The following is a 26565-nucleotide window of genomic DNA, read 5'->3' on the forward strand; positions in this document are numbered from 1 at the left end:
GGGCTTGACCCCGAGGGAGAAGGCCGTAAGCCCCGCTAAACGTGTTCCGTTCGATCGATATACTGTTCAATAGTGTCGGTCGAAACATCGCCTGCCGTCCCAACGTAGTACGATTCTTCCCAGAACCCACCGCCCCACAGGTAGTCTTCCAAGAACGGTTCGTGCTGTTCCCACATCTCCCGCGCCGTGATGCTCTTGACTGTTCGTACAATCTCGCTCGGTGAGTGCTTCGGGTGAGCGGAGACGAACAGGTGAACGTGGTCGGGCGAGATGTGCAACGACAGTATCTCGTAGCCATACTCGTCACACACGTCGCGGAAACTCGTTTCCAGCGAATCTTCGATTGATTCGAGAATCGCGTGACGGTACTTTGGACACCACACGAAGTGGTAGTTGACGTTATACACCGTGTGGTCCGACCGCTTCTCGCCCATATCGAACCCACTACACCAACACATTTAAGTATATATAAAGGATATACAAAAGTATGGCGAACCGCTTTGAAATCGACGGCGAGGAAGTACTCGACGGTGAGGTCAAACCGTTCGGGAACAGTGCCCATGTCACCGTCCCAAAACGCTGGCGTGGCGCGGATGTGAAAGTCGTCCGAACCTCAGAACCTACCGAACAAGACGAAGAATGACCGACTCACAGGCCCTCGTCAAGACGCTGGACTCCCAACTCGACATACAGAGTGACAACGAGGGCCTGCTGTACGATGCCACCCTTGAAGCACGCTCGGTGTACAACGAAACCATCCGCCTCGCCAAAGAAGGTATGGACTGGGACGCGATTCCCGACCGGGTGGCCGACGATTCCAACCTCGTGAAGAACACGACTCAGCGCGTTGTCGCCAAGGCTCTCGGCGCGATGGAGAACTACTACGAGTACGACGACTTCGGACTCCCGAGTCACACCAAGGACGGTGCGTACCCGCTTCGTGCGAACTACGAGGAAGGGTACAACCTGTCGCTCACCAACGAGGGGAACATCGCGTTCCGTATCAGCGCGAAGCCGTACAAGCACGTCAAGGGTATCCTCAAAGGGAGTGACGCCCACCTCGACATTCTCAAGACTGCGCTCACGAGGGACGAGTGGAAGATAGGGACGGCAGAAGCCCTGTTCCACGACGACACCGCTGAGTTGCACGTCAACGTCACCAACACCGAGCAGACCGTTCGGAACAAGCAGGACTCACGAACGGTCGTTGGCGTGGACGTGAACGAGGACAACGTGGCCCTCACCGCACTCTCCAAGGAGGGCGTCGAAGACACGGTTGTCATCGACTTTCCCGAAATCAAGTTCGAGCGCCATCGCTACTTCACGATGCGAAAGCGCGTGCAGAACGCGGGGAAGGACAGTATCCACGACACGCTGGAAGGACGTGAGGAACGGTTCGTCCGCGACAGACTCCACAAGGTGTCTCGGCATATCGTGGAGTGGAGCCAGCAGTTCGAGAAGCCGTGCATCGTCTTTGAAGACCTCAAAGAGATGCGCGACAGTATCGACTATGGCACGCGGATGAACCGACGCTTGCACCACCTCCCGTTCCACGCTCTCCAGTTCTATACGTCGTACAAGGCGTCGTTCGAGGCTATTCCGACCGCTTGGATTAACCCCGAGTACACTAGTCAGAGGTGTCCTATGTGCGGACATACGGAGCGAGCGAACCGCAACAAGAAGCGGTTCGAGTGTCGGTCGTGCGGGCATCAAGACCACAGCGACCGTGGTGCAAGCGTCAATATCGCCGTGAAGGGCGTGAAGAAACTCGATTGGAATGTGCCTGCTCTCAACAGCCTTCCCGTTGTTCGGAAGGTGCGACGGCAGGCATCGGGGGCCGTGGACGCCCCGACCGTGACCCACCCGACCGTTCGAGGCTATCAGGCCGATGGTCGGATGGGAGTGTCCGACTAAACCACGGGAAGCCTCGGGGCTTGACCCCGAGGCGGTTCACTACGTCGTGGTCACGCTGGCGACCGTCGGCTTCGGCGACATTGTCCCGGTCACGACCGCTGGCCGGTGGGTCACGGTGGCGGCAATCCTGGCCGGCATCATCGTCCTCCCGTGGCAGGCGAGCAAGATCGTTCGCGAGTGGACGCGGAAAGAGACGGTCGACGTCACCTGCCCCAACTGCGGCCTGTCGTCCCACGACCGGGACGCCTCCCACTGCAAGGCCTGCGGACACGTCATCTGTCAGGAGTACGACTCGAGCGAGTAGCGCCGCACCCGCCCGGGGCGCCGACGCGCCGACGCGCCGACGCGCCGACGCGGAGATCGGTGTTGGATTCCGAACTCAGCCGCTCGAGCGCGGCGGATCGTCGCCGACGACCTGCACTCCGTTGGCGGCCGACGCTCGTCCCTCGCCCCGACGTCCGTCCTCGCCGTTCGACGCGTCGGTCGTACCCTCGGTCTCCTCCTCGAACAGATCCGTCCGGAAGGTCCGCTCGTAGGAGATGAACTCGAGCGGGACGGTTCGCTCGACGCCGGCGTACTCGACGGTCGCGTTGAAGTCGACGGTCATGTTCGAGGACCCGTCGTTCCGGCGGTGGGTCACCCACCACTCGTCGAGTTTGGAATTGTCGATCGTCGCGTTGGCCGTGATCGTCTGGTTGCTTTCGGGCTCGAGTACGGTCCGGTCGGCGGCGACGCCCTGTCCGACGACGACCCCGTTCAACTCCACCGTGTATCCGATTTGCGTGATCGGTACCGGAGTCGACAGCTCGTTCGTCACCGACGCCGACGCTTCGATCGGCGTTCGGTCGACGGTGGCGTTTCCCCACCGCGCGTCGGACTCGTGGACGACGAACGCGGTCCGACCGGCGGCCCGGACCGGTTGGCTCTCGTTCGTCTCCAGCGGTTCGAGCAGGTCAGTACGGACGGTTCGCGTCCGGGTTAGCTCCTCCGCCGGCATTCCGACCCCGCCGACGTCGACGATGATGTCGGGCTCGACGCGAACCGTGGTCGTCTCGTCGTTGTTCACGTGCGAGGCCCACCACGCCGGGATGTCGTCGTTGTCGATCCACGTCGAGACGGTGACGGTGTCGTCACCGTCGAGGTCGACGCGGCGTTCCCGTTCGTTCGCGACCTCGACGTCGTTCAGCGAGACCGTGTAGGAGACGTCAGCCCCGGCGTCGCCGTAGCGAAGCAACAGGGGGTTGTCGATGGTGACCTCGGTCACCACCTCGGTCCGCTCGTCCGTGACGGTCCCCCAGTCGTTGTCGATCGATTCGACCCGCGGCCGATCAACCGCGAGGACTCCGTAAGCGGCGGTGGTACCGAGAAGGACGAGCACGACGAGTATCGCCAGCCACGTTCTGCGACGAACCATCTATCTACCCCCGCTCCCACGCGGGCACGGTTCGTCCGTTGCGTTACAGGTTCAAGGCGTTGAAGTCGGGCGCCATCGGTCCGGTGGCGAAATCGCGACCGAGGCGAACGTGGCGCTTCGGTTGCTGGCTCGGATCACGTTGCGTCACCCTCGAGTCCGGACGAATCTCCGACGCTCCGACTTCAGCAGAGCGCACACCAGTCGGAGCGACGGCCGTGGCGATCACGGCACCAGGATGTCTCAATCTCGACGGCTCGAGCGTGAAAGCGAAGACTGACCGAACCGATCCCCCAAACCCCCTCTCCTTCGTGAGAGAAAGTGCACGACACCGATTCCGGACGTGGTGGGAGTGGCGATCAGGCGCGTCCACTCGCTGATCAACGATCGTCGATGAGTGCTACCCACCACGTCGAAATCTCGTCGAGAAAAGATGAGTTATATAGTTCCAGTTGAGTCTGTCGGATAGATCACCGTCACACGTTATCCATGTCAGGAAAATACGACCTCGTCATCGTCGGCGGCGGTATCAGCGGCGCCTCGCTCCTGTACACGACCGCCACGTTCACCGACATCGATAGGATCGCGCTGATCGAGAAGGAACCGGAGATCGCTGCGATCAACACCCACCACACGAACAACTCCCAGACCCTCCACTTCGGTGACATCGAGACCAACTACACCCTCGAGAAGGCCGAAGAGGTCAAAGAGGGGGCGGAGCTCCTCGCGGGCTACCTGGAGCACTACGACCCCGACCGCGAGATGCACGCCAAACGAAGCAAGATGGTGCTCGGCGTCGGCGACGCTGAGGTCCGAAAGCTCGAGCGCCGGTACGAGGAGGAAGGTTTCGGCGACCTCTTCCCGAAACTCCGGGCGATCGACCGGGACGAGATCGCCGACCTCGAGCCGAAGGTGGTGGAAGGGCGCGATCCGAGCCAGGACATGCTCGCGCTGCAGACGCCTGACGGCTACGTCGTCGACTACGGCGAGACGACGAAATCGTTCGTAGACCGGGCGGCGGACGTCGACGGCGTGGACGTCTACACCGGCACGACGGTCGAGGACATCACCCCGACGCTCGACGGTTACACGATCGAAACCGACGCCGGTCGGTTCGACAGTGACGCGGCCGTCGTCGCCGCGGGATCCCACAGCCTCCAGATCGCGAAGGAACTCGGCTACGGCGACGGTATGGTCCTCCTCCCCGTCGCGGGCAGCTTCTTCCTCGCCCGGGACCTCCTGAACGGGAAGGTCTACACGCTCCAGATGAAGAAGCTCCCGTTCGCCGCGGTCCACGGCGACGCGGACGTCCACGACCCCTCGATCACGCGATTCGGACCGACCGCGAAGCTGGTGCCGACCCTCGAGCGCGGCCGGATGTCGGCCGTGAAGGACTTCTTCGACGTCTTCGGGCTGAACGCCGCGGCGTTTTTGAGCTACGGAAACATCCTCGCGGACCGGATCCTCCTCCCGTACGTCCTCCGGAACCTCGTCTACGATATCCCAAAGGTCGGACCGAAGCAGTTCCTCCCCCACGTCCAGAAGGTGGTCCCGAGCGTCGAACTCGAGGACATCCAGCGCGCGAAGGGCTACGGCGGGGTCCGCCCGCAGATCGTCAACACGAAGACGCGGTCGCTCGACATGGGCGAGGCGAAGATCGTCGGCGACGACATCATCTTCAACATCACGCCGTCGCCGGGCGCCTCGACCTGCCTGAAGAACGCATTACAGGACACTCGGGCGGTGATCGACTTCTTCGACGGCGACTACGAGTTCGACGAGTCCGCCTTCCGCGCGGACACCATCGACAACTTCCCGCGGGCGGCCTGAACGGCTCCGTCCGTAAGCAACACGAACGTCTCGGGGGCGGTCACCCATTCGATAGGTGGCCGACGGGTTCGTGGACAGTCGCCACGGGCCGGTGAACGATCGCTCCAGTGGGCGCCGTACCACCACGCGGCCGAGGACCGCCGACCCGCCGGGCCGGAGACGGAACGTTACGTCCGCGTCCACTTGGCGGACGCTGAACCCACGGCTCAGCGCGCGTCGTCCGCCTTCGGCCTCGAGTCCCCTTCCCTCGCGGGCGGCGTCTTCGAGAGCAGCTTCCCCCAGAACGCGCGGTTGTCCGCGATACGGCGGTAGGTCCACTCACGGGCGGAGCCGTAGGCGCCGACGTCGCGCAACCGGTCGACCGCCGGCCGAGCGCGCGAGCCGAGATCGGTGCGGACGAGCGCCTCCTCGATCGATGCGCCGCAGGAGTACACCCCCTCGTCGGTCACCAGGTGCGAACACGACTCGTAGTCGTTCGGCAGTCTCTCGAGCAGGGACGGATCCTCGTCCTCGAGGTCCGAGAAGCCGACGATCCGGAGATCCGAACGCTCGTCGATCAAATCCGCCCACCAGGTGCAGAAGCCGCAGTCGTCGTCGTAGACGAGCACCGGTTCGGTCATATCTGACGAACGGGCGCCACGCACTAATGGTTTCGACCCGATCGGCGCTCGGTTCGTCGAGCAGACGCCGGCTCGAAGAAGCGTACGATCGCGTTCGCGTCGACGGAACCGCCGTGCGCACGCCGGTCGACACCGTTTTTGCCCGTGACGCGCACCGTCGCGTGTGCTCGTTATTCTCTGCGGACCGCCGGCGACCGGGAAGACGACGCTCGCCCGGAGCCTCCGCGATCGGCTAGCGGCGCACGGCTACGAGTTCGACAGTCTGCACTCTGACGACTTCAACCGGCGGACGTACGAGCGGATGTCCGAGCGGGTCAGCGAGGCCGAGGGCGACCGGAACTGGATCTTCGACGGGACGTTCTTCCGTCGGCGCCACCGCGAGCGCTTCCGCCGCCTCGAGGACCACTGCTACGTGGTTCGGGTCCGCGCGTCGCTCGAGACGAGCCTCCGACGCAACCGCGATCGGGAGTCCTCCATCGACGAACGGGGCGCCCACGTCATGTACGCGGAGTTCGAACCGCCACGGGCGGACCTGACGCTCGACACCGACGACCTCTCGGAGAAGGAGGCGCTGGACCGACTCGAGGCCGCCGTCGTGGGCTGGCTCGAGTAGCGCGACTTTTTATACGAAGAGGCGGCCAGACCGGTCGTGCGCGACTCACACCGACGCCGACGTTCCAAACCGCCACCCGGCGAGCGATCCGCGGCCCGCCGTTCGGACCCCGCCGAGTCCACCGGCTCGACCGAGGACGATCCCGTGCGCCGCGACGTCGTCGATCGACTCGAGGGGTACTTCGCGCTCGCCGCGGACGGACCTCCCGCGCACGGGGCGCTCGTCGGGGACGCCGCCGTCTATGACGGGGAGGGTGCGCCCTCGGCGTTCGACGACGACTCGCTCGAGGCGTGGCACCGCGCGATGGACGCCGAGGAGGTGTGGCTGTGCGAGCACCGCCGCGCGGTCGAAGGGGCGCTCTCGGTACTCGAGGACGAGTGGCCGCGTTCGGTCGCGGCCGTACGGGAGCACGTCCTCTGACTCGGACCTCGTCGAATCCCGGGGCCCCCTCACGCGAGGGCGAGCGCCGTCTCGAGGTCCGACTCGATCGCGTCGACCTTGCTCCGGTCGTACAGCGCCGCCGCCGGGTGAAACGACGGGAGGACGGTTCGCCCGTCGACCTCGACGTCTCGGCCGTGCAAGTCGGTGATCGTCTCGTCGGTGTCGAGGATCTCCCGCGTCGCGAAGCTCCCCAGCGGGACGAGGACGGCCGGATCGACGCGCTCGATCTCGGCCTCGAGCACCGGCCACCAGGCCTCGATCTCGTCGACGTGTGGGTCGCGGTTCTCCGGCGGGCGGACCTTCACGAGGTTCGTGATATACAGGTCTCGGCGGTCGTACCCGATCTCCTCGAGCGCGCGATCCAGTTGCGTACCCGCCTGTCCGACGAACGGCGCGCCCTCCTTCACCTCCTGACCGCCCGGCGCCTCGCCGACGAGCATCACGTCGGCCGACAGCGGCCCGACGCCGGGGACGAACCGCTCGGGATCGAACTGGTCGTCGGGCACGGCCTCGAGGGCGTCGGCGTAGACGTCGTCGAACTCCCAGTCGGTGGGTGCGTCGTCGGTCATCGCGTGTGTCTTCGCCCGCCGTGGGAAACCTCCTTTCCCCGGTCGGACGCCGTGACTGTCAGGCGATCCGACGGGAGCGACCGTCCCACCGGAAGTGGATAGGCGAGGTCCGGCTCACCGCCTCCCGGTACTCCGACTCGCTCGCCACCGCCGTCACGATCGACGCGGAGAGCCGAATTCGCCGCTTTCGGACGCCGGCCGCCGTAACGGATCTCGATACCGTCGCGAGCGGGCTCCGGTCGTCCGGATCACCGGAGAGCCATCACAACAACCATTATGTCACCGCTGTATACTACGATCACCTACGAGTCACGCCGCTCGCGCTCGGCTACCGCCCGCTCGATCCCACCCACGATCCATGGACAACGACCGAACGCTCGGCCGACGCATCGCGATCGGAGCCGTCGTCGTAGCCCTGCTCCTCCTCGTCGCCTACATCGCCCTCTCGTTCGTCGCGGTCCTGGTGTTCGCGGTGTTCCTCTACTACGCCGTTCGGCCGATCCACCGCTTCCTCGCCCGATTCGGCCTCCCCCGTCGCGTCAGGGCGATGCTCGCGCTGGTACTGTTCGGCGTCCCGTTCGTGATCCTGCTGGGGTATACGATCGCCATCATCGTGGTCCAGACGGAGGCATTCCTCGAGACGTACGCCATCCAGGACCAGGTCGTCTCCCGGGCGCTCGAAGAGGTCGACCTCGCCGGCCTCGACCTCGACGAACTCGAGCAGGTGCTCACCGGCGCGGCCGCACAGGCGTCGCTCTCGACGCTGCTGGTGAGCCTCGCCGGCGCGGTGAGCCTCGTCGGCGGCGTGCTCGTCCAGTTGCTTATCGTGGTCGTGCTCGCCTACTACATGCTGGTCGACGGCCCCCGGTTGGTCTCCTGGCTGCTCGAGACGTACGACGAGTCGGGCGCGCTCGAGGCGTACGTCCGCGCGGTCGACCCGGAGCTGTCGCTGACGCTGTTCGGAAACATCGTCAACGTGTTCGCGACGGCGATCGTCGCCGTCGCGACCTTCTACGCGTACAACTTCTTCGCACCCCCGACCGTGCACGTTCCGTTTCCGGCGCTCGTGGGGGCGCTAGCAGGTATCGGCAGCCTCATCCCGGTCGTCGGCATCAAACTCGTCTACATCCCGGTCACCTTGTTGCTCGCCGGGAACGCGGTCCTCGACGGCAACCTCTCCCTGCTCGTCCCCGTCGGGGTGCTGGCCGCGGTCAGCGCCGTCGTCGTGGACTTCATCCCGGACTTCTTCATCCGGGCGCACATCAGCGGCGAGGAGACTCACACCGGCCTCCTGCTGCTCGCCTACGTCGTCGGTCCGATCGTCTTCGGCTTCTACGGCCTCTTCCTCGTCCCGATGCTGCTCATCCTCGCGGCGAACGCCGTCCACATCCTCCTGCCGTACGCGCTGACGGGCGATCCGCCCGGCGTCCGGCAGTCGCGGCTGCGCGAGTACGACGAACCACGGGATGCGGTCCCGAGCGTCGGCAGCAGCGACCGACCGCGACCGTCGGCCGACGGAGACGAGGACGCCTGAGCGTCCACCGCGGACGGTGCCCGTCGCCGCTCTCGGAGAACGATCCGTTTTTGCTCCGATTCCTCCAACCGGCGGTATGGAGAAGCTCATCGCGTCCCTCGACGACGCACCGATCATCGACAAGGACGGCTACGAGTACCTCGTTCACCCGATCAGCAACGGCGTGCCGATGCTCGACCCCGCGCTGCTGCGCGAGGTCGTCGTCGAGGTGATGCAGACGGCCGACCTCGAGGTTGACAAGATCGTCGCCCCCGAAGCGATGGGGATCCACCTCGCGACCGCGCTCTCGCTCCAGACCGACATCCCGCTCGTCGTGATCCGCAAGCGTCCGTACGGCCTCGAGGGGGAGGTCTCGCTCCACCAGGAGACCGGTTACTCCGAGTCGGAGATGTACATCAACGACGTCGAGGAGGGCGATCGGGTCGTGATCGTCGACGACATGCTCTCGACGGGCGGGACGCTCGCGGCCATCTGCGAGGCGCTCGACGACATCGGGGCCGAGATCGTCGACGTGGTCGTCGTGATGCGGAAGGTGGGTCCCTCGGCGCTCGACGACACGGAGTTCGAGGCGACGAGCCTGATCGACATCACGGTCGAGGACGGCGACGTGACGGTTCACTGAGCCATTTTCGACGGTAGTTCCGCGTTCACCGATCACCGGTTGCCCTCGAGCGATCGCCGCCGTCCAGCCGCCGGTTACGCACGAACGTGGACACATGAACGAAGTAGTTATGCACTTATATGCCTATTTCAACGAATAGATCCCCGGATTCTGGGCCCACATACGAAACTTTTTGGTAGGCGATACGCAAGGTGGTGAACATAGCATGTCGAACGAATCGAACGGGGGTATTCAGCTCGAGTACGGCGTCGACGACAGGCCGCCGCTGGCGAAGTCGATCCTGCTCGGGTTACAACACGTCGCGGTGATGATCGTGCCGGCGACGGCTGTGGCGTACGTCGTCGCGGGGGACGTCGGACTCGGAGCCGACGTCGCGTACCTCGTCCAGATGGTCCTCCTCTTTTCCGGACTGGCGACGATTATTCAGGCGTACACCGTCGGGCCGGTCGGCGCGCGCCTGCCGATCGTCATGGGCTCGAGTTTCACGTTCGTGGGGGCGTCGATCTCGATCGGCGCGGAGTACGGGATGGCCGCGGTGTTCGGCGCGATCCTGGTCACCGGATTCGTCGTCGAAGGGCTCATCGGATGGCAGTTCAAGCGCATCAAACCCTACTTCCCGCCGCTCGTGACCGGGCTCGTGGTCGTCATCATCGGACTCTACCTGATCCCCGTCGGGATGGATTACGTCGCCGGCGGCGCCGCGGCCGAAGACGCCGGCACGTACGGAGGGATCCAGCACGTCGGACTGGCCGCGCTCGTCCTCACCATCGCCGTCGGGCTCAACATGTTCACGCGGGGCGTCACGCGGCTGCTGAGCGTGCTCATCGGCATCGCCGTCGGCTACGTCGTCGCGGTAGCCCTCACGTTCGGAACCGGCCTCGAACTCGTCGATTTCGGAGCGATCGGGGACGCCGCCTGGATCGCCCTCCCGTCGCCCACGCGGTTCGGCCTCGAGTTCGAACCGGTCGCGATCGTCACCTTCGCGTTCCTCTTTCTCGTCTCCGCGATGGAGACGGTGGGGGACATGTCGGGCGTCACGGCCGCCGAGGGGCGGAACCCGACCGACGAGGAGTTCCGCGGCGGGCTGTTCAACGACGGCCTGCTGAGTTCGCTCGGCGCCATCTTCGCCGCGTTCCCGATCACCTCCTTCTCCCAGAACGTCGGCATCGTCAACTTTACCGGCGTGATGAGCCGCCACGTCGTCGGCATCGGCGGCGTCGTCCTCGCGGTCCTCGGGCTGAGTCCAAAGATCGGAGCCGCCGTCGCGACCATCCCCAGCGCGGTCTTCGGCGGCGCGGTCCTGCTCATGGCCGGCATGGTTGCCGCGAGCGGCTTCCGACTGATCGTCGCCCACACCGACCTCGACCGCCGAAACACGGTCATCGTCGCTGTCGCACTCGGCCTCGGACTCGGCGTCACGACGACGCCCGAGGCGCTCGAGGGACTCCCGAGCGTCGCCCAGCAGTTCTTCGGCCAGGCGGTCATCGTCACCGCGCTCTCGGCGCTGGTGCTCAACACGTTCGTCCCCGGCGAGGGGAGTCCGCTCTTCGACGCCCCGCCTCGAGACGCGGACGGATCGACGGGGACGGACCCCGACCCGGCGACGGTCGGTCCCAGCGACGACTGATCGACTGACGGTTCCTTCTCGTTCGTCGGGTTCGCGCTCGTCACCCGCGTCCGGTCATGCGACGATGACCCCACGCCCCCGAGCGACAGCGCTCGAGCACCAAGACGCTCGAGTCGCAGTCGGCGTCGACCCGGACGGTGGTCGCGGGATCCGAACGCGTCGGCCGACGACCCGTTCACGCCTCCGCCGGAACGAGTTTGTGCGCGCCGCCGTCGACGTCGCCGTTCTCCGGATCCGGGGCGCGTTCGGCATAGTAGATCGCCCCGTCGCGAACGAGCGGGGTGCTGGTGACGACGCCGTCGTGATCGACGCGCCAGACCTCCTCGCCCGTGGCCGTCTCGACCGCGTACAGTGTCCGGTCCTTCGAGCCGAAGACGATCCGATCGGCGCACACCGTGGGACAGCCGGTCAGCGCCCGGTCGGTCTGAAACCGCCACCGGACGTCCCCCGCGTCGGGATCGAGCGCGTAGAGGTTGCCGTCGTGGCTCCCCGCGTACAGTTCGTGGCGAACGGGATCGACGCCGGGGCCGGTCATAGAGAGGCCGCCGGTCTCGAACGACCAGTCTTCGGTCCCCTCCTCGAGGTCGACGCGGTAGATGCGCTCGTCCCAGGAGCCGAAGAAGGCGGCGCCGTCGTAGGTGACGATCGGACCCTTGATCTCGCCGTCCGTGTCGTTCTCGGGGGCCGTCTCGAACGACCAGGCGAACTCGAGCGACGGGTACTCCCAGGCGTAGAGCGAGCCGTCGTTCGAACCGACGACCATCGTTCCCGTCTCGGGATCGATCGCCGGCGTCGAGTGGGGGTGATCGGTGGGCCGGTGCTCGTCGTCCTCCCAAAGCACCTCCCCGGAGTCGGGGTCGACGGCGAACGTGCTGCCCTCCGGGTCGGCGTACTCGACGGCGACGAATAGCCGCTCGCCGTCGTACTTGGGGCTCGAGCCGATGGCGTCTCCCAGGTCCGTCGACCAGACCTCATCGCCCGATTCGGCATCGAAGGCGTAGAGCACGCCGTCGTAGGCGCCGATGTAGACGCGGCCGTCGGCGACGACGGGCGTGCCGTGGATCCCCCGGCCCTCCATGTCGGTCTCCCCCCGCCAGCGGACGTCGCCGTCGGCGGAGAGGGCGGTGACATAGCCCGTATCACCGGGGATGACGACGCCGCCGTCGGGAAGCGGAACGGCGCTGGCCTTCGCCGCGCGGTGTTCGTCCGTGTTGTGCTCCGGGATCCGCCACGCCCGTTCGACCGCGTCCGGCACCGTCTCCTCCGGGTAGTAGCCCCAGTTCTCGAGCGACTGCCGGAACTGGACGACGCCGTCGGGAACAGTGTCCTCGAGGGGGTCGTCCACGGGGTCGCGATCGTCGGCCGCGGTGAGAGAGTCCGCTCGCGGAGTCAGGCAGCCGGCGGTGACGGCGAGCACGCCGACGCCGGCGGCTTTCAGTGCGGTTCGCCGAGAGGGAGATCGCGTCATCGTTCGCCGACTCTCGCTCGATCGGTATCAGTCTTCAGTTGTACGGATGGGGCGCGAGCGGACCGAACTCGTTTTACTGCACTGGCGTAACCTTCAGCCATGAAGCTTCGACGGGCGCGGCGACGCCCGCGGTTCCGCCTCGCCGACTCCGCCCAGCAGATGGTCGGCGGCTTCCTCCTCGCGGGGCCGTTCGTCGTCACGGAGGAGGTCTGGCGGCTCGCCGAAAACATGCACCCCGCCCAGACGCTCGGCACCGTCGTGATCGTGTTCGCGATCGGCTACGCGGCGCTGTACAAGGCGGACACGACGCGGGACTCGGAGGCGGAACAGGAGATCGCCGGCGTCCCGATCCGGTTCATCTCCCTGATGCTCGTCACGTTCGGCTCGGTGACCATCCTGGCGCTGCTGTTCGGCGCCCCCAAGACGTTCCTCGACGCGGAGTCGACTCGCGACCTCGTGCGCACGACGCTCACGGCGGTGAGCGTGGGGTCGGTGTTCAGCGTCGTCGGCGCCGCGACGGCCGACACCGTGTTCGCGAAGTGAGTTCGTCGTCGGCGCTCGCTGGACGAGGGGCGTACCGTCTACGGCCGGACGTACGCGTACCCCTCGTCCTGCAGCCGCGTCACTTCCACGGCGCCCTCGGGGACGGTCTCGACGCCGTCGACCAGGTCCGAGGCCTCGAGTCCCTCCATCTCGAGGGTGTTCGAACACGCCTTGACCGGGACGCCGTCCTCGAGGAGGTGCCGCACGTCGTCGGCGGCGTCGCCGCCGGCGGTGACCGCCTCGATGCCGCCCGCCTGGACGACGATCGCGACGTCGTCGATGTCGCCCGACTCGTCCGCGAGCAGGTTCTCCGCGATGGCGAGAGCGGTTTGCTGTTCCGTTTCGTCGCCGGATACGAGGTGTACGACGGTTTGCATCGTCGTCCTCGAGAGAGGGCGACCGGGGCCGAGTGATTGGTGCTTGCGAACCCCTCCTTGCGCTCGCCCCCCGCGAACTCGAGTCGACCGCGGCGCTACCGATCGCATGGCCGAGTCGGAATTCGACGGAGGCGGTGGAGCGCCCGGGAAACCGGACTCAGCGTCCGGGGCAGCCCCGGCGTCGATCCCGGACGGACGGTGCGGTCACGTCGCGACGCTGGAAGGAATCGACGGCATCGGCGCGGTGTGTTGCTGGCGAGAGACGTGGGACGACTCGGAGCGCTGCCGCTGGCACGCCGACGGCGACGTCCCGCGGACGGCCTACGCGGACGGGGAAGCGGACCCGGGGGAACGCCTGGACGGGGCGATCCTCCGGAACGCGGCCCTCACGGGAGCGGACGTCCTGGCCGGCCGTTCGCTCGTCGGCGCCGACTTCACCGGCGCGGTGCTCGACCACGCCGACCTCTCCGGCGCCGACCTGCGCCGGGCGACGTTCCGGGACGTCGACGCCCACGGGGCCACCTTCGCCGGGGCGACCCTCCACGACTCGGTGTTCACCTTCGTCGACCTCCGCGGCGCCGACTTCGAGGGGGCGAAGCTCTACCGGGCCGGGCTGACCGACGTGCGCGTCGACCTCGAGACCGAGTTCGGCGGCGCGGTCTACGAGAACGAATTCGAGGGACGGGAGGCGTCGGAGAGCGTCGCGAGGTACGCCGACTCCGCGACGTGGGTCTACCGGGAGCTCCAGCGGCTCTACGACGAGAACGCGCTCCCTGATCAGGCGAACGACTACTACCTTCGGGAGATGGAACTGCGTCGGCGGGGCGCGTGGCACCTCCGGAACTGGCGGCGGGCGCTCACCCTCGAGGGATCGCGCCTGGTCACCCGCTACGGGACGAGCCCGTGGCGCGTAATCGCCACCTCGGCCGCGCTGATCCTCGTCTGCGCCGCGCTGTACCCCTTGACCGGCGGCATCCAGGAGGTCGGCGCCGACAGCGCCATCACCTACCGGATCGAGGATCCGACCGACGCCCCGCCGTGGCTGCTCCTCGAGACGTACTTCAAGGGGTTGTACTTCAGCGTCACCACCTTCGCGACGCTCGGCTACGGGGACATGCAGCCGGTGGGGTCGCTCGCGCGGATCATCGCCGGCGTGGAAACCCTTCTCGGTTCGCTACTCATGGCGGTGCTCGTGTTCGTCCTCACGCGAAGCATCCGCTGACTCCGCCCAGCCGTCGAGGGGCGAAATCGGTCGGCGCCGGCGAGCCTGAACACGCCGGCAGACGGCTCAACCGCTCGAGCGCCGAATCGGCGACGTCGCGCGAACCCGCCCGCGGCGCGCCCCAGCGGTCTCCGGTCGACGGTTCGACGGGGCCCCGGTCGGAGGCGGAGTTCGCCACCAAAATCCCCGATATCGCCCCCATCCCACCCCACCTCATCCCACCTCATCCATGTCCGAACGCGACTACGAACGTCACGAGCGACTCGAGCGCCTCTCGAGCGCCGCCGCGGACCGCGACGTGCTCGTCAGCCTCGCGGTTCCCTCTGAGGGGACGATCGGCGAGGCGCGTCGGCCCGTCGAGGCCGACTACGCCGAGGCGACCCAGCTCGACGAGAGATCCCTTCCCAAACCGCTCGTCGAGGCCTTGGGGGAGCTTCGAGGCCGGCTGAACGAGTACGACGAACTCCCCGAGAACGGGCTCGTCGCCTACGCGGGCGTCGTCGACGGCGACCTGGTGACGACCGTCTTCGACGATCTCGAGACGCCGGTCGAGGAGCCGATCTACGAACACGGCAACGAGTTCGACCTCGAGCCGATCGCCGACCTCGCGGCGTCGACCCCCGAGTACGGGTTGCTCGTCGTCGAGCGCGGCGGCGCGGCGCTGGGACGGCTCGAAGAGGACGGCGTGGAACCGATCGAGGTGTTCGACAGCGACGTCCCCGGGAAGTCGAGCGCCGGCGGCCAGTCCGCCGAGCGGTTCGAACGCGACCGCGAGCGGCTGAAACGCGAGTTCTTCGACGAGGTCGCCGAGCGGGCGGCCCGGTCGTTCCTCGGGGAGGACCCCGTCGACGGCGTCCTGCTCGGCGGGACGACCGGAACGGTCGAGATCTTCCGCGAGGAGGCCGACCTCGACCACCGCCTCGCGGAGCGGATCGTCGGCGAGTTCGCCGTCGAGTACGCCAGCGAACAGGGCCTCAGACAACTCGTCGAGACGGGCGAGGAGGCCATCGAGGAACGCGACAGGCAAGAGGCCCGCGAAGCCCTCGAGACCTTCTTCGACGACCGCCGCGACGACGAGGAGGCCGTCGCGTACGGCGATGAGGCGATCGACCGGGCGCTCGAGTACGACGCCGTCGACACACTGCTCGTCTCGACGGCGCTCGAGGGCGGCCGAATGCGGGAGGTCGGGGACCGGGCGACCGAACAGGGCGGCGAGACGGTCGTCGTCCCCGACGACTTCCCGGACGGGCGGCGGTTCGCCGAGGCGTTCGACGGCGTGGGGGCGCTGTTGCGATTTCCGATCGACTGATTCGGTTCGCGATCGGCGTCAGTAGTCGGCCCGAATCCGCTCGACGTCCAGTCGGGCGTAGTGCCAGAGCGTCCCGGTCAGCCCCTTTTCGGCGATCCGGCGGCCCGAACTCTCGACCAGCACCGCTCGGCGGTAGGCCGTCGGATACCGGCTCGCGAGCGTTCGGCTGAACGCCGTGTCCTCGTTCGGCACGTCGGGGAAGCCGCCGACGGCCTCGAACGCCCGCCGGTGGACGAACGTGTTGAACCCCGGGAGGATCGGCCGCTCGAGGCGCGAGAACAGGTGGTTGATCGTCGCCTCCATCAGCTTCGCCCGCAGGGGGCCGCGGATGCGACAGTAGGAGGTCGCGGCGGCCAGTTGTTCGCGCTCGACGAATCCGAGCATCTCCGTGAGGTAGTTCGCCCGGACCTCGGTGTCGGCGTCGACGAACGCGAGCCACTCGCCGCCGGCGCGCCGGGCGCCCTGGTTACGCGCCCGGGCGATGCCGGTCCCCTCCTGGTCGACGACCGTCGCGCCGTACTCCCGGGCAATCCCGGGCGTGCCGTCGCTCGAGCCACCGTCGACGACGATCACCTCGTACTCGTAGGCCGTGTCGAGGGCGACGAGGCTCGAGAGGGTCCCCCGGAGGTAGTCCGCCTCGTTCCACGCCGGGACGACGACGCTGACGTCGAAGCCGCGCTCGTCGCCCCGGCGGCCACCGTCGCCGTCGCCGTCGCCGTTTCCACCAACCATCCGTCACTCGAGCGGTAGTTCGGCCGATCACTTAGCGTCTCGGCGTCGGAGCCGATGACGGGGCGGCGTGTCGGCACACGCGAAAAACTGGCGCCCGTCGACCGACGCCGGGGGAACGAAGGCGGTCGGCGGTCGGGGAACCGGTAGGTCGGCGCTCGAGACGCCGGTCAGTCGGCGTCCGAATCGAACCGCCGAACGTACCGGTCTCCGCTGCTCGTCCGAACCGTCGGGCGCTCGGACCGCGCCGTGGAGACGGACGAGGACGACACCGCCACCGAACGGAGGCCGTCGACGAGCGCTTCGAGCGCCGAGCCGAGCGCCTCGCGGCCGAGAATCGCGAAGCCGAGGACGATCACCGCGAAGCCGACGACCGTCGTCGCGGTGATCGACTCCCCGAGGAGGAGCCAGCCGCCGAGGGTCGCCACGACCGGCGTGACGTAGAACGTCAGGCTCGCGCTGATCGCGCCGACCTCGTCGAGCAGGCCGAAGAAAGCGACGTAGGCGGCCGCGCCGGCGAACACGCCGAGGTACGCGAGCGCGACGATCGCCGTCGGCGTCCACTCGACCGACGCGACCGACTCGCCGGCGACCGCGCTCATCGCGTGGAGCATGAGCGCGCTGATCGGGAGCGCCCAGGCGGTTCGGACGGTGCTCGAGAGCGTCGCGTCGGCCCGGCGGACGAGGACGTTGCCGAGGGCGAGGCTGACCGCGCCGGCGAGGACGACGAGCGTCCCGCCGCCGACGAACGCCTCGAGGTTCGGGTGCAGGGGATCGATCCCGATCACGAAGGCGACGCCCACGAGGCCGACGAGCGTGCCGACCGCCCCCGCGGCCGACAGGCGCTCGTCGTCGAGGAGGAGGCCGGCGAACGCCGGCGAGAAGATCGGGACGAGGCTGAACACGATGGCGGCGACCGCGCTCGTGACGTGCTCCTGCCCCGCGAACAGCAGGCCGTTTGCCAGCCCGATCGCGAAGACGCCGGTGGCGAAGATCCCCGCGAGGTCGCCCCGCGTCCGCGGGACGAGGTCCGTTCGAGCCGTCGTCGCCGCCGCGTAAGCGAGCAGGAGGACGGCCGCGAGGTCGAACCGGAACGCGACGAACAGCAGGGGCGGCAGGGAGGTCAACCCGGCCTTCGCCGCGACGAAGGTCCCGCCGAAGAGGAGGCTCGAGAGGACGAAGAACGCGATCGCTCGGGAGTTCACCCGCGTCACTCCGCCCCCACCTCGATCGCCGAACGAATTCCGTGATCGTTCGTTTTCGTTATCCCGCTCATTCTACAATATCGTAGTACCTAACGCCACATAAGTCGATTCAGAAAAGAGTTCACGGGAAGAAACCGTTCGATCGTGTGGTATTCGTTTGGGCAGTCGACACCGTTCACGTGGTGAAATAATTTCACGGTCCGAAAGACACATCAGCGACGGGACGAAATCCGGGGTATGGATGCCGTACTCGAGGAAATCGAGTTTCTCGCCCTCTCGGCGAACCGGGTGGCGGTGCTGGACGCGCTCCGGGGTGGCACGCACACGCGGGTCGACCTCGAGGCGGAGACGGGAGCCTCCCAGCCGACGCTCGGTCGAATCCTCCGGGACTTCGGGGAGCGAAACTGGACCGAGCGGACGGCCGACGGCTACGCGCTCACGGCGACGGGGCGACTGATCGCCGACGGGATCACGGACCTGCGGGCGATCGTGGAGACGGAACTGAAACTGCGGGACGTCGTCGAGTGGCTGCCGGCGGACGCGCTGACGTTCGACCTGCTGGCGCTGCGGGACGCGACCATCACCGTGCCCACGCGAACGCGCCCCAGCGCGCCCCTGCGCCGGTCGACCGGCCTGATCGGACGCGCCGGGCGCGTCCGGATCGTCTCGCACACGTTCAACGAGCGGAGCCTCGAGGCGGTCCGCCGTCGGACGGTCGAGGGCGACGGCGCCCAGTCGTTCGAGGCGGCCTTCTCGCGGGAGGCCATCGACGCGCTCGCCGAAGACGACGACCTCCGGGACCGACTCGTAGCGGTCCTCGAGTCCGACGCCGCCGAGATCAGGGTCTGCGACGACGCGGTTCCGTTCGCGGTGACGATCACCGAGGACGTCGTCCAGTTGCTGCTCCGGGACGACGACGGCGTGTTGCAGGCCGCCCTCGAGTCCGACGACGAGGGCGTCCGCTCGTGGGCGCGGGAGGTCTTCGATCGGTACTGGCGCGACGCGACGCCGCTCGCGATCGACGCCCTCGAGTCCGGTGGCGAGGGCGACTCCTGATCGGAGAAGGGGAGTGGAAAACGCGGACCCGGACCGCCTCAGTCCGCGAGGTTCGTCTCGGACTCCGGATCGAACTCCGCGTCTGCGTCCCGCGACGGGAGGATCGTCGAGGCGGCGGCGGTCTCCTCGAGCGCGTCGACGCTCCGGAGGAGGATGGCGCCGAATCCGACCAGGAGGACGACCTCGACGTAGACGAGGGTGACGAGGCTGACCAGGTCGTCGACGAGCGCCATCGCCGAGATCAACCCGTTGATGACGAGGGCGATCCAGGCGAGGACGACCAGGTTTCGGAGTTTGCTGAACAGCAACCGCCGTTCGCCGCTCGTCGACGCGCTCGTGCGTTCGAACGACACGTACAGCAGGTAGATCCCGGCGAACAGCGCCACGAACGGGGAGAGCGTCAGGATCGTCCCGAGCGCTCCGTCGACGAACCCGGCGGCGTATGTCACCCAGACGCGGAACATGACGATACCCAACAGGAGAGCGGTCAGCCGACGCCCGGCGCCGGCGACCGCACCGAGTATGGGGATCATGGCGGCCCAGATAACCGTGTAGCTGAGGAAGCGAATCAAATCCGAGATCGTGGTCTCGAGCGAGGGGAACAGGAGCGTGACGAAGTAGGTCACGCTCATTCCGCCGCAGGCGACGACCATGGCGAATCCGTATCGCCGGCAGGCCGCGGGAAGGGCGAACGTCCGCCAGAGGAACAGCGCGGCCGTCAGGACGAGCGCGCCTCCCGACAGCAACGTCAACTGACCTACGCTAATCACGGTCAGTCACCCCCCGCGCCCGCGACGCCGACAGTCGTCGCCGTCGATCGACGCTCGACCGTGAACGCGTCGACGAGCGCGCGCAGGTCGCGAGCGTCCGCACCGAGGTCGGCCGCCGTCTCCGACACGTCGTCGGTCGTCGCGGTCGTCTCCTCGGAGGCCGCGGCGACCTGCTGGGCCTTCCCGCTCGTCTCGGCCGAGACGTCGGCGACGTCCTCGACGATCGTCGCCAGTTCCTGGGCGGAGGTGGCCTGATCGTCGGCCGTCTCCGCGATCTCCTGGATGCTCTCGTCGACCCGATCGATTCCCTCGGAGATCGTCTCCTGCTGGGACTCGAGGTCGTCGACGAGCGTCGCGGTCGTCTCGATGTTCGACTCGACGGCCGAGATTTCGTCCGCCGTCGTCTCGGTGCGACTGTGGATCGTCTCGAGGGTTCCCTCGATGTCCTCGACGGCGTCCATCGTCTCCTCGGCGAGCACCTTGATCTCGTTCGCGACGACGGCGAACCCGTCGCCGGCGCTGCCCGAGGTCGCCGCCTCGATGGAGGCGTTGAGCGCGAGCAGGTTGGTCTGATCGGCGATGTCGTCGATCAGGGAGATGATCTCGCCGATCTGGGCGGTCTCGCGCTCGAGGGCGTCGACCGTCTCGACGACGGTCTCGGTGTTCTCGACCAGCGAATCGATGTTCTCGGTCGCCTCGACGGCGACCGTCTGACCCTCGTCGGCCAGCGTCGAGACCGTCTCGGACTGGGAGGCGATCTCGGAGACCGTCGCCGCGACCTCCTCGGTCGCCGCCGACAGTTCGCTGATCTCGCTCGTCGCGACCTCGAGGTCGTCGGTCTGGTTCGCCGCGCCGTCGGCGATCTCCTGGACGGAATCTGCGACCTCCTGACTCGCCGTCCGGATCTGCCGGCTCGAGCCCTGAAGGTCAGCCGACACGTCCTCGACCGTCTTCGCCGAGGTCTGCACCTCCGCCACGATGCCCCCGAGTTCGTCCAGCATGGCGTTGAACGACTCCGCGATCGAGACGATCGCCTCGTCGTCGACCTGCGGTTCGAGCCGCCGATCGAGGTCGCCGTCCGCGCAGGCGTCCATCACGGCCGAGAACCGCTCGGCCTCCGCGATCAGCCGCTCGTTCTGTTCTTCGACCTCCCGCTGGGTCTCTTCGATGCGTTCGCGCTGTTCTTCGAGTTCGTCGGCCCGCGCTTCGGCTTCGCGCTGAGCTTCCTGAGCGCGCTCTCGCTCTTCCTGCACCTCCGCGAGCGAAGACTCGAGCGAGTCGCGCATCTCCGCGATCGAATCGTACAGCGTGCCGATCTCGTCGACGCGTTCGGTCTCGAGGTCGACGTCGAACGTTCCCTCGCCGATCCGCTCCGTCTTCCGTCCGAGCTGGCGAAGGGACAGCGCGGCGTTCCCGCCGAGGACGATGCCGACCAGCCCGAGGTTGACGAAGAACACCACGAGGAGCCCGGTGAGGGAAGCGATCGCGCGAGCGCCGACCTCCTCCGGCGGTCCCGCGCGCACGTGAGCGCCGAACAGCAATCCGAACGCGAGCGTGACCACCACGACCCCGCCCAGCGCGGTCGTTATTTTGAGACTGTACCGACGGCGTATCCGTTGTGGGACGAGTGATTCTATTTCCATCCGAATCCCATCCGAACCGTGGCGGGTTCCGTCGGTCGACGGACCTCACAGTTCATAACCGAACATCTAGCAGACCAGTAAATAATCGTTGTTGCCGATTGAGACTCACGCTAGCGCTCGGCGATGAGACACCATCTACAACGCGAAATCTGACCGTGTATATTTTGTTCGATGTCCCAAATAAATTCGATCACCCATACGAAATAAGCGAGGTCGCAAGGGAAATACGCGGGCGACGCCCCGTCGGGGATCGCCCGGACGATCGATGCGGTCGAGCGCACCTCGTCGGCCGCCGAGGTCGTCCGATCAGGCCCGCTCGGTCTCGAGTTCGCGGACGCTCTCGAGGAGGCGGTCGATACGGTTCTCCTGGCGTTCGGTCACCTCGAGGATGCGCTCGGTCGCCGCCTCCGACCGGTCGGAACGGTCCTGGACGGTCTCGAGGGTCGACGTCAGCTCCTCGACGGTCGAGGCCTGCTGGTCGGTAACCTCGGCCACCTCCGAGACGCCGTAGGCGGCCTCGTCGACCGCGTCGGCGATGTCGCCGAGCGACTCGAGGACGCCGTCGATGCGCTCCTCGGCGTGGCCGATCTCCTCGCGCGAGCGCGTGACCGCCTCGTCGGTCTCCGCGAACTGCGCCTGCAGCGACGAGAGGCGCTCGGTGATGCGTTCGGTGTGGTCGCGGGTCTCGTCCGCGAGGTCTTTCACGTGGTTCGCGACGACGGCGAACCCGTCGCCGCTCTCGCCGGCCTTGGCCGCCTCGATGTTCGCGTTGAGCGCGAGCAGGTTCGTCTCGTCGGCGACGTCGGAGATGACCTCGATGACGTCCTCGATCTCGTCCATCTTCTCGGCGAGGTCGTCGACCCGTTCGACGAGTTCCGTGCCGATCTCGACGACCTCCTCGGTCGCGCTCCGGGCGCCCTCGCTCGCCTCGAGGCCCTCGTCGGCGGCCTCGCTCGCGGCGACGGCGGCCGAGTCGACCTCGTCCGTCTTCGCCGCCACCTCCTCGATCCCGGCGGCGAACGTCTGCATCTCGACGACCGAGTCCTCGAGCAGTTCGTGCTGCTCGGAGACGTTCGAGGCGATCTCCTCGGCGGCGGCGCTCGCCTCGTCGACCGCCGACTCCATGTCGCGGGCGCCCTCCGAGACCCGGCCCGTCAGCGTCTCGAGGCTCGTCGCCATCTCGTTGACCGCGTCGATGACCGTGAGGAGGTCGGCGTCGAGGCCGTCGAACGCCGCCCGGCGATCCGCCCGAGCGGTGAGGTCGCCGTCGCTGATCTGCCGGGCGGTCTCGGAGATCTCGCGGACCAGTTCCACCGTCGCGTCGCGCTCCTCGACGATCTCCGTCTGATCGACGACGACCTCGATGACGCCGATCGGTTCGCCGCTCTCGGAGTCGCCGTCCGCGTACACCGGCGTCGCCGAGAAGTCGATGTGTTTCTCGACGCCGTTGCGGTCGACCATCGTGCTGGTGTCGCCGTACCGCTGACGCTCGGGGTCGCGCACTTCGAGATCGTGCTCGCGGTGCGCCCCGTCGGGGTTGGCGAGGACCTTGTCCGCGAGCGTGTCGGCGCGCCGCCCGTCCGGGTAGAAGTGCTCGGACGCGTGGTCGTGGCCGATCGCCTCCTCCCTGCTCACGCCCGTCAAGTCGGCGAGCGCCGCGTTCCACTCGACGATGACGCCGTCGGCGTCGAGCACGAACGTCGGAATTCCGGTCCCGTCGAACAGGTGTCGGATCCCGGCCGCCTCGAGGACGGCGTCGCCGCGGACCTCCTCTGATTCATCCGACATGTTTGACGAGGGGCCGTCGTCGTCCGCCCGCGACGGCGGTTCGTCTCCCCTCGCGTCCCGCCTCGACGTCTCCTCGTACTCGAGGCGCGAACTACCGACCGATTCCTCGCGATTCGTTCGATCCTCGGTTGCCGGCGATGTGTTACCGTCTGCCCCATCCATGTAGCCCACACGCGACTCCCGTATCAAAACTCTGATGGCTAGATCGGGCCGAACGGGGTCGGTGATCGCGCACGCTGGTGCAGGCACCAGGGGGATGCCCGGATGGGGACAAGCCCCGTGTATGAACCCAACGTTCACCGAGGACGACGTCGGCAAGACCGTCGAGAACGCCGATGGGACGGACGTCGGAACCGTCACCGAGGTCGAAGGGGACACCGCGCGCGTCGAAGCCGAACCCGGCCTCGTCGACTCGATCAAGGCGACGCTCGGCTGGGAGGCCGACGCCGACGAGCAGTTCACGCTGTCGGCGGACTCGGTTCGCGAGATCGGTGCGGAGCGAATCACCCTCGAGAGCGAGTTCACCGATCGAAGCGAACGACGGGAGGAACCGGGGGCGACCCCGGAGTCGGAGGCGGAGCGCGACCCCGAGCGGAGCGACGACGACCGGATCGCCGGCGACGAGGGGAGGCGGATCGACGAGCGGACGGTTCGGGACGAACGCCCCGAACGTGAGCGCGAGAGCGACCTCGATCCCGGGCTGACGAGTGACGCGGACGATCGGCCGGTGAACGAGCGCGAGGGCGTACCGGAGGGCGAAGCAGAGCGGACGGAAGAGATGGAATCCGTCGAGCGCGAGGCTCGCGGCCTCGAGGTCGATCCGACGGAACTGACCGACGACGATCCGGAGGCCGAACTCAGACCCCGGGAGGACGTCGGGGAGCGAACCGACGCCGCGGTCGAGCCGGATGACGGCCGCCGGACGGACGTGGAGATCGAACCGGCGGGCCGCGAGCGGCGCACCGACGCCGAAGTCGATCGCGCCGCGATCGCCGACGCCGAGGAGGCGACGTCGGAGACCGACCGCGAACCGGCGGCGGAACCCGACGCCGAGATGGGAACCGACCGCGAAACGCCGCCCGGACCGACCACCGAAGACGCGACCCGGACGGAACTCGAGGGGGAAGACGAGGACGTAGCCGAGTCCGAACGCGAGGACGAGTCCGCCACGGGCGGCGAGCCCTCCGTGGACGACTCCGACGTGGACGCAGACGAAGCGCTGGAAACGCAGGCCGAGGAGACCCGGAGCCGAGACGCGGACGACGACGCGGAGACGAATGCGGAGGAACGGACCGACGACGGCGGTCGCTGACGTCGCCTCGAGGAAGCCGAGAACCGCGAGCCGGGGACCGAACACCTTTTTCACGGCCGGAGCGCAATCGACCCACGATGGACCTCGAGGTCGGCATCGTCGCCCAGCGGAGAAACGAGCGAGCCCACCGGCTGGTCCGACGGCTCGTCGAGACGATCGACGCCGAGGACGTCGACGTCCTCGTCGACGAGGAGACGGGGACGTCCACGGGCGGCGAACTCGACGCCCCCGCCGTTCCCGTCGCGACGATGAACCGCTGCGCGTTCGTCGTGAGCATCGGCGGCGACGGGACCCTCCTGTTCGTCGCCCGCGAGGCCGGCGACGCGCCGATCCTCGGGGTCAACCTCGGCGAGGTCGGCTTCCTCAACGCCGTCTCCCCGTCGGACGCCGTCGACGTCGTGACCGCGGTGCTCGAGGAGGTCCGAGAAACGGGCGGGGTCGACGGCCGCGAACTGAACCGGCTCGTCGCCGCCGGCGACGGGTGGGAACTCGAGCCCTCCCTCAACGAGGTCGTCGTCCACGGACCGCGCCGCGGTCGCGGCGGGGGCGCGGAGATCGAGGTGCTCGTCGACGGGCAACGCTACGCCGGCGGCCACGCGGACGGCGTCCTCGTCGCGACGCCGACGGGGTCGACCGCGTACAACCTGAGCGAGGGCGGTCCCCTCGTACACCCGGGGACGGACGTCCTGGTGGTGACCCAGATGGCCGCGACCGACGCCATGCCGCCGCTGGTGATCGACGCCGACAGGGAGGTCACCCTCTCGGTGTCGGGCCCCGACACCGCCTACGCGATCAGCGACGGGCGAAACCGCCGTCGGCTCGACCCTCCCGCGGAGGTCACCGTGCGCCTCGCCGACGCCCCGATCACGCTGGCGGGTCCGAGGGGGAACTTCTTCGACGCGCTCGAGAAACTCGAGTGAACCGACGGGCGGAACGCCCGAGATTCTGAACCGGCGTCGATCGGCCGCTCGCCGGTCGAGACCGGTACCTACGTGTGTTGGGGACAACGGTAATAGGCACACCACCCTACGAACGTGTAGCGGCAGGACGCACCCGCACCGATTCTGCGCCATACACCCTGCCGTGGTACCCCCCTTCCCCCTTCCGACGTCTCTCGATCACCGAGCCCGGAGCTTCGCGCTTCGAGGGACGCCGTTCGACCACCGACCGGCGATATCGCTCGCATTCGAGTCGCTCCGCTCGAGGAGAGGCGAACCACACCCGTTTCGGCGCGAGCCTCAGCTCCCCTCGACGAGGCGCTCGAGGTGCTCCGGCGGGACCGCCCCGCGGGCGGCGTAGCCCTCGTACACGAACGTCGGGACGCCCGTGACGCCCTTCCGTTGCGCGTCGGCGAACCGCTCCTCGAGTTCCGCGCGGACCGCCTCGTCCTCGAGGGCGTCGCGGATCTCCGCGGGGGGCAGACCGACGTCTTCGGCCAGGTCCGCGAGCACGTCGGGATCGCCGATGTCGCGGTCGTCCCGCCAGAGCGCGTCGAAGATCGCCTCGTCGAAGTCGAGCCACCGCTCCGGGTGCTCGCGGGCGACGTACCACGACGCCCGCTGGGCCGGGAGCGAGTCGACCTCGATCGCGAGTTCCTGGCTCATCTCGACGCCGTACTCCTCCTGGAGGCGCCGAACGTTCTGCCGCGCCGCCTCGTAGTACTCCTCGTCCTTGCCGTCGTCGGCCTCGTGATCGATCGAACCGTCCGGCCGGCGCTTGCCTCGACGGAGGTCGAAGGGGCGCCACTCGATCTCGAGCGGGTCCTCGCGCGACTCGCGGTAGCGCTCGAGCGACCGCCGGCCGAGGTAACAGAACGGGCAGACGTAGTCGGCGTAGAACTCGACGGCGTCGGCTTCGACGTCCGCGTCGGGTTCGGTCTCGGACATACCCGCGGTAGGGCGTCGCGAGTGAAAAGACGACTGGCACCGGAAACCGATACGACCGGGGAACCACGCACGAAGA

Annotated in this window: 27 protein-coding genes and 1 pseudogene; 16 read left to right on the plus strand and 12 right to left on the minus strand. The window is 67.6% G+C overall.

The annotated features are described in order from the left end of the window. Positions 1-35 precede the first annotated feature (35 nt). The gene (gene tnpA / locus RJT68_RS16565; protein ID WP_407037637.1) at positions 36-434 is read right to left on the minus strand and encodes an IS200/IS605 family transposase; all 399 of its coding nucleotides are present in this window, start codon (positions 432-434) and stop codon (positions 36-38) included. Between the two features lie 53 nt (positions 435-487). Between tnpA and RJT68_RS16570 the strand changes: the two genes are divergently transcribed. The 3 genes and pseudogenes from RJT68_RS16570 to RJT68_RS16580 all read left to right on the plus strand — a co-directional run. Next, the gene (locus RJT68_RS16570; protein ID WP_007540613.1) at positions 488-643 is read left to right on the plus strand and encodes a DUF2080 family transposase-associated protein; all 156 of its coding nucleotides are present in this window, start codon (positions 488-490) and stop codon (positions 641-643) included. Next, on the plus strand, positions 640-1914 hold the full coding sequence (locus RJT68_RS16575; protein ID WP_407037638.1) for an RNA-guided endonuclease InsQ/TnpB family protein: 1275 nt from the start codon (positions 640-642) through the stop codon (positions 1912-1914). The genes RJT68_RS16570 and RJT68_RS16575 overlap by 4 nt, the downstream gene beginning before the upstream one ends. Positions 1915-1942: 28 nt before the next feature. Continuing rightward, a pseudogene (locus RJT68_RS16580) lies at positions 1943-2218 on the plus strand (potassium channel family protein); the annotation flags it as partial. Between the two features lie 75 nt (positions 2219-2293). On the opposite strand, the gene RJT68_RS16585 reads toward RJT68_RS16580, so the two are convergent. After that, positions 2294-3328 (minus strand): LEA type 2 family protein, encoded by a 1035-nt coding sequence (locus RJT68_RS16585; RefSeq protein WP_407037639.1) that lies wholly within the window; start codon positions 3326-3328, stop codon positions 2294-2296. A 486-nt stretch (positions 3329-3814) separates the two neighbouring features. Here RJT68_RS16585 and RJT68_RS16590 point away from each other — a divergent pair, with 486 nt between their 5' ends. After that, positions 3815-5155 (plus strand): FAD-dependent oxidoreductase, encoded by a 1341-nt coding sequence (locus RJT68_RS16590; protein WP_407037640.1) that lies wholly within the window; start codon positions 3815-3817, stop codon positions 5153-5155. Between the two features lie 206 nt (positions 5156-5361). On the opposite strand, the gene RJT68_RS16595 is transcribed toward RJT68_RS16590, so the two are convergent. Further along, positions 5362-5775: a DCC1-like thiol-disulfide oxidoreductase family protein gene (locus RJT68_RS16595; RefSeq protein WP_407037641.1), complete on the minus strand. Its 414-nt coding sequence runs from the start codon at positions 5773-5775 to the stop codon at positions 5362-5364. A 163-nt stretch (positions 5776-5938) separates the two neighbouring features. Between RJT68_RS16595 and RJT68_RS16600 the strand changes: the two genes are divergently transcribed. Together RJT68_RS16600 and RJT68_RS16605 are read left to right on the plus strand one after the other, a co-directional pair. Next, the gene (locus RJT68_RS16600) at positions 5939-6388 is read left to right on the plus strand and encodes an AAA family ATPase (RefSeq protein ID WP_407037642.1); all 450 of its coding nucleotides are present in this window, start codon (positions 5939-5941) and stop codon (positions 6386-6388) included. Between the two features lie 36 nt (positions 6389-6424). Next, positions 6425-6808, plus strand: a complete 384-nt coding sequence (locus RJT68_RS16605) for a hypothetical protein (RefSeq protein WP_407037643.1) — start codon at positions 6425-6427, stop codon at positions 6806-6808. Positions 6809-6837: 29 nt separating this feature from the next. Here RJT68_RS16605 and RJT68_RS16610 read toward each other — a convergent pair whose 3' ends face one another. Next, positions 6838-7398 (minus strand): uracil-DNA glycosylase, encoded by a 561-nt coding sequence (locus tag RJT68_RS16610; protein ID WP_407037644.1) that lies wholly within the window; start codon positions 7396-7398, stop codon positions 6838-6840. 20 nt (positions 7399-7418) lie between these two features. Here RJT68_RS16610 and RJT68_RS16615 point away from each other — a divergent pair, with 20 nt between their 5' ends. The 4 genes from RJT68_RS16615 (at position 7419) to RJT68_RS16630 (ending at position 11181) form a co-directional block, all read left to right on the plus strand. Further along, positions 7419-7811: a hypothetical protein gene (locus tag RJT68_RS16615; RefSeq protein WP_407037645.1), complete on the plus strand. Its 393-nt coding sequence runs from the start codon at positions 7419-7421 to the stop codon at positions 7809-7811. Further along, positions 7757-8932: an AI-2E family transporter gene (locus tag RJT68_RS16620; RefSeq protein WP_407037646.1), complete on the plus strand. Its 1176-nt coding sequence runs from the start codon at positions 7757-7759 to the stop codon at positions 8930-8932. Before RJT68_RS16615 ends, RJT68_RS16620 begins: the two co-directional genes overlap by 55 nt. 76 nt (positions 8933-9008) lie before the next feature. Further along, positions 9009-9554, plus strand: a complete 546-nt coding sequence (gene hpt / locus RJT68_RS16625) for a hypoxanthine/guanine phosphoribosyltransferase (protein ID WP_407037647.1) — start codon at positions 9009-9011, stop codon at positions 9552-9554. Positions 9555-9759: 205 nt separating this feature from the next. Further along, the gene (locus RJT68_RS16630; RefSeq protein WP_407037648.1) at positions 9760-11181 is read left to right on the plus strand and encodes a uracil-xanthine permease family protein; all 1422 of its coding nucleotides are present in this window, start codon (positions 9760-9762) and stop codon (positions 11179-11181) included. A 175-nt stretch (positions 11182-11356) separates the two neighbouring features. Here RJT68_RS16630 and RJT68_RS16635 read toward each other — a convergent pair whose 3' ends face one another. Further along, positions 11357-12649 carry an outer membrane protein assembly factor BamB family protein gene (locus RJT68_RS16635; protein ID WP_407037649.1) on the minus strand — a complete coding sequence of 431 codons (1293 nt, stop codon included), beginning with the start codon at positions 12647-12649 and terminating at the stop codon, positions 11357-11359. A gap of 99 nt (positions 12650-12748) precedes the next feature. Between RJT68_RS16635 and RJT68_RS16640 the strand changes: the two genes are divergently transcribed. After that, entirely contained in the window at positions 12749-13192 is a 444-nt protein-coding gene (locus RJT68_RS16640) for a DUF2391 family protein (RefSeq protein ID WP_407037650.1), read from the plus strand. Between the two features lie 38 nt (positions 13193-13230). Here RJT68_RS16640 and RJT68_RS16645 read toward each other — a convergent pair whose 3' ends face one another. Next, complete coding sequence (locus RJT68_RS16645; protein ID WP_407037651.1) at positions 13231-13569, minus strand: DsrE family protein; 339 nt, start codon at positions 13567-13569, stop codon at positions 13231-13233. A gap of 106 nt (positions 13570-13675) precedes the next feature. Between RJT68_RS16645 and RJT68_RS16650 the strand changes: the two genes are divergently transcribed. Both RJT68_RS16650 and RJT68_RS16655 read left to right on the plus strand, forming a co-directional pair. Further along, positions 13676-14791, plus strand: coding sequence for a pentapeptide repeat-containing protein (locus tag RJT68_RS16650; protein WP_407037652.1), 1116 nt, complete (start codon positions 13676-13678; stop codon positions 14789-14791). 229 nt (positions 14792-15020) lie between these two features. Next, positions 15021-16100 carry a Vms1/Ankzf1 family peptidyl-tRNA hydrolase gene (locus RJT68_RS16655; RefSeq protein ID WP_407037653.1) on the plus strand — a complete coding sequence of 360 codons (1080 nt, stop codon included), beginning with the start codon at positions 15021-15023 and terminating at the stop codon, positions 16098-16100. Between the two features lie 18 nt (positions 16101-16118). Here the strand turns inward: RJT68_RS16655 and RJT68_RS16660 are convergent, their stop codons facing one another. Together RJT68_RS16660 and RJT68_RS16665 are read right to left on the minus strand one after the other, a co-directional pair. Next, a complete protein-coding gene (locus RJT68_RS16660) occupies positions 16119-16832 on the minus strand; it encodes a glycosyltransferase (protein ID WP_407037654.1) in 714 nt (237 codons plus the stop codon). Between the two features lie 167 nt (positions 16833-16999). After that, positions 17000-18043, minus strand: coding sequence for a DMT family transporter (locus tag RJT68_RS16665; RefSeq protein ID WP_407037655.1), 1044 nt, complete (start codon positions 18041-18043; stop codon positions 17000-17002). Between the two features lie 228 nt (positions 18044-18271). On the opposite strand from RJT68_RS16665, the gene RJT68_RS16670 reads away from it, so the two are divergent. Further along, complete coding sequence (locus RJT68_RS16670) at positions 18272-19090, plus strand: helix-turn-helix transcriptional regulator (protein WP_407037656.1); 819 nt, start codon at positions 18272-18274, stop codon at positions 19088-19090. 38 nt (positions 19091-19128) lie between these two features. On the opposite strand, the gene RJT68_RS16675 is transcribed toward RJT68_RS16670, so the two are convergent. The 3 genes from RJT68_RS16675 to RJT68_RS16685 form a co-directional block, all read right to left on the minus strand. Further along, the gene (locus RJT68_RS16675; RefSeq protein ID WP_407037657.1) at positions 19129-19860 is read right to left on the minus strand and encodes a rhodopsin; all 732 of its coding nucleotides are present in this window, start codon (positions 19858-19860) and stop codon (positions 19129-19131) included. 2 nt (positions 19861-19862) lie between these two features. Next, on the minus strand, positions 19863-21503 hold the full coding sequence (locus RJT68_RS16680) for a methyl-accepting chemotaxis protein (protein ID WP_407037658.1): 1641 nt from the start codon (positions 21501-21503) through the stop codon (positions 19863-19865). Between the two features lie 306 nt (positions 21504-21809). Next, positions 21810-23291 (minus strand): methyl-accepting chemotaxis protein, encoded by a 1482-nt coding sequence (locus RJT68_RS16685; protein ID WP_407040398.1) that lies wholly within the window; start codon positions 23289-23291, stop codon positions 21810-21812. 283 nt (positions 23292-23574) lie between these two features. Between RJT68_RS16685 and RJT68_RS16690 the strand changes: the two genes are divergently transcribed. Both RJT68_RS16690 and RJT68_RS16695 read left to right on the plus strand, forming a co-directional pair. Beyond that, positions 23575-24603 (plus strand): hypothetical protein, encoded by a 1029-nt coding sequence (locus RJT68_RS16690; protein ID WP_407037659.1) that lies wholly within the window; start codon positions 23575-23577, stop codon positions 24601-24603. Positions 24604-24680: 77 nt separating this feature from the next. Continuing rightward, complete coding sequence (locus tag RJT68_RS16695; RefSeq protein WP_407037660.1) at positions 24681-25523, plus strand: NAD(+)/NADH kinase; 843 nt, start codon at positions 24681-24683, stop codon at positions 25521-25523. 318 nt (positions 25524-25841) lie between these two features. Here the strand turns inward: RJT68_RS16695 and RJT68_RS16700 are convergent, their stop codons facing one another. Continuing rightward, positions 25842-26489, minus strand: coding sequence for a DsbA family oxidoreductase (locus tag RJT68_RS16700; RefSeq protein ID WP_407037661.1), 648 nt, complete (start codon positions 26487-26489; stop codon positions 25842-25844). Positions 26490-26565 lie beyond the last annotated feature (76 nt).

This window comes from Halovalidus salilacus (assembly GCF_031852275.1).
Taxonomy (GTDB): Archaea; Halobacteriota; Halobacteria; order Halobacteriales; family Natrialbaceae; genus Halovalidus; species Halovalidus salilacus.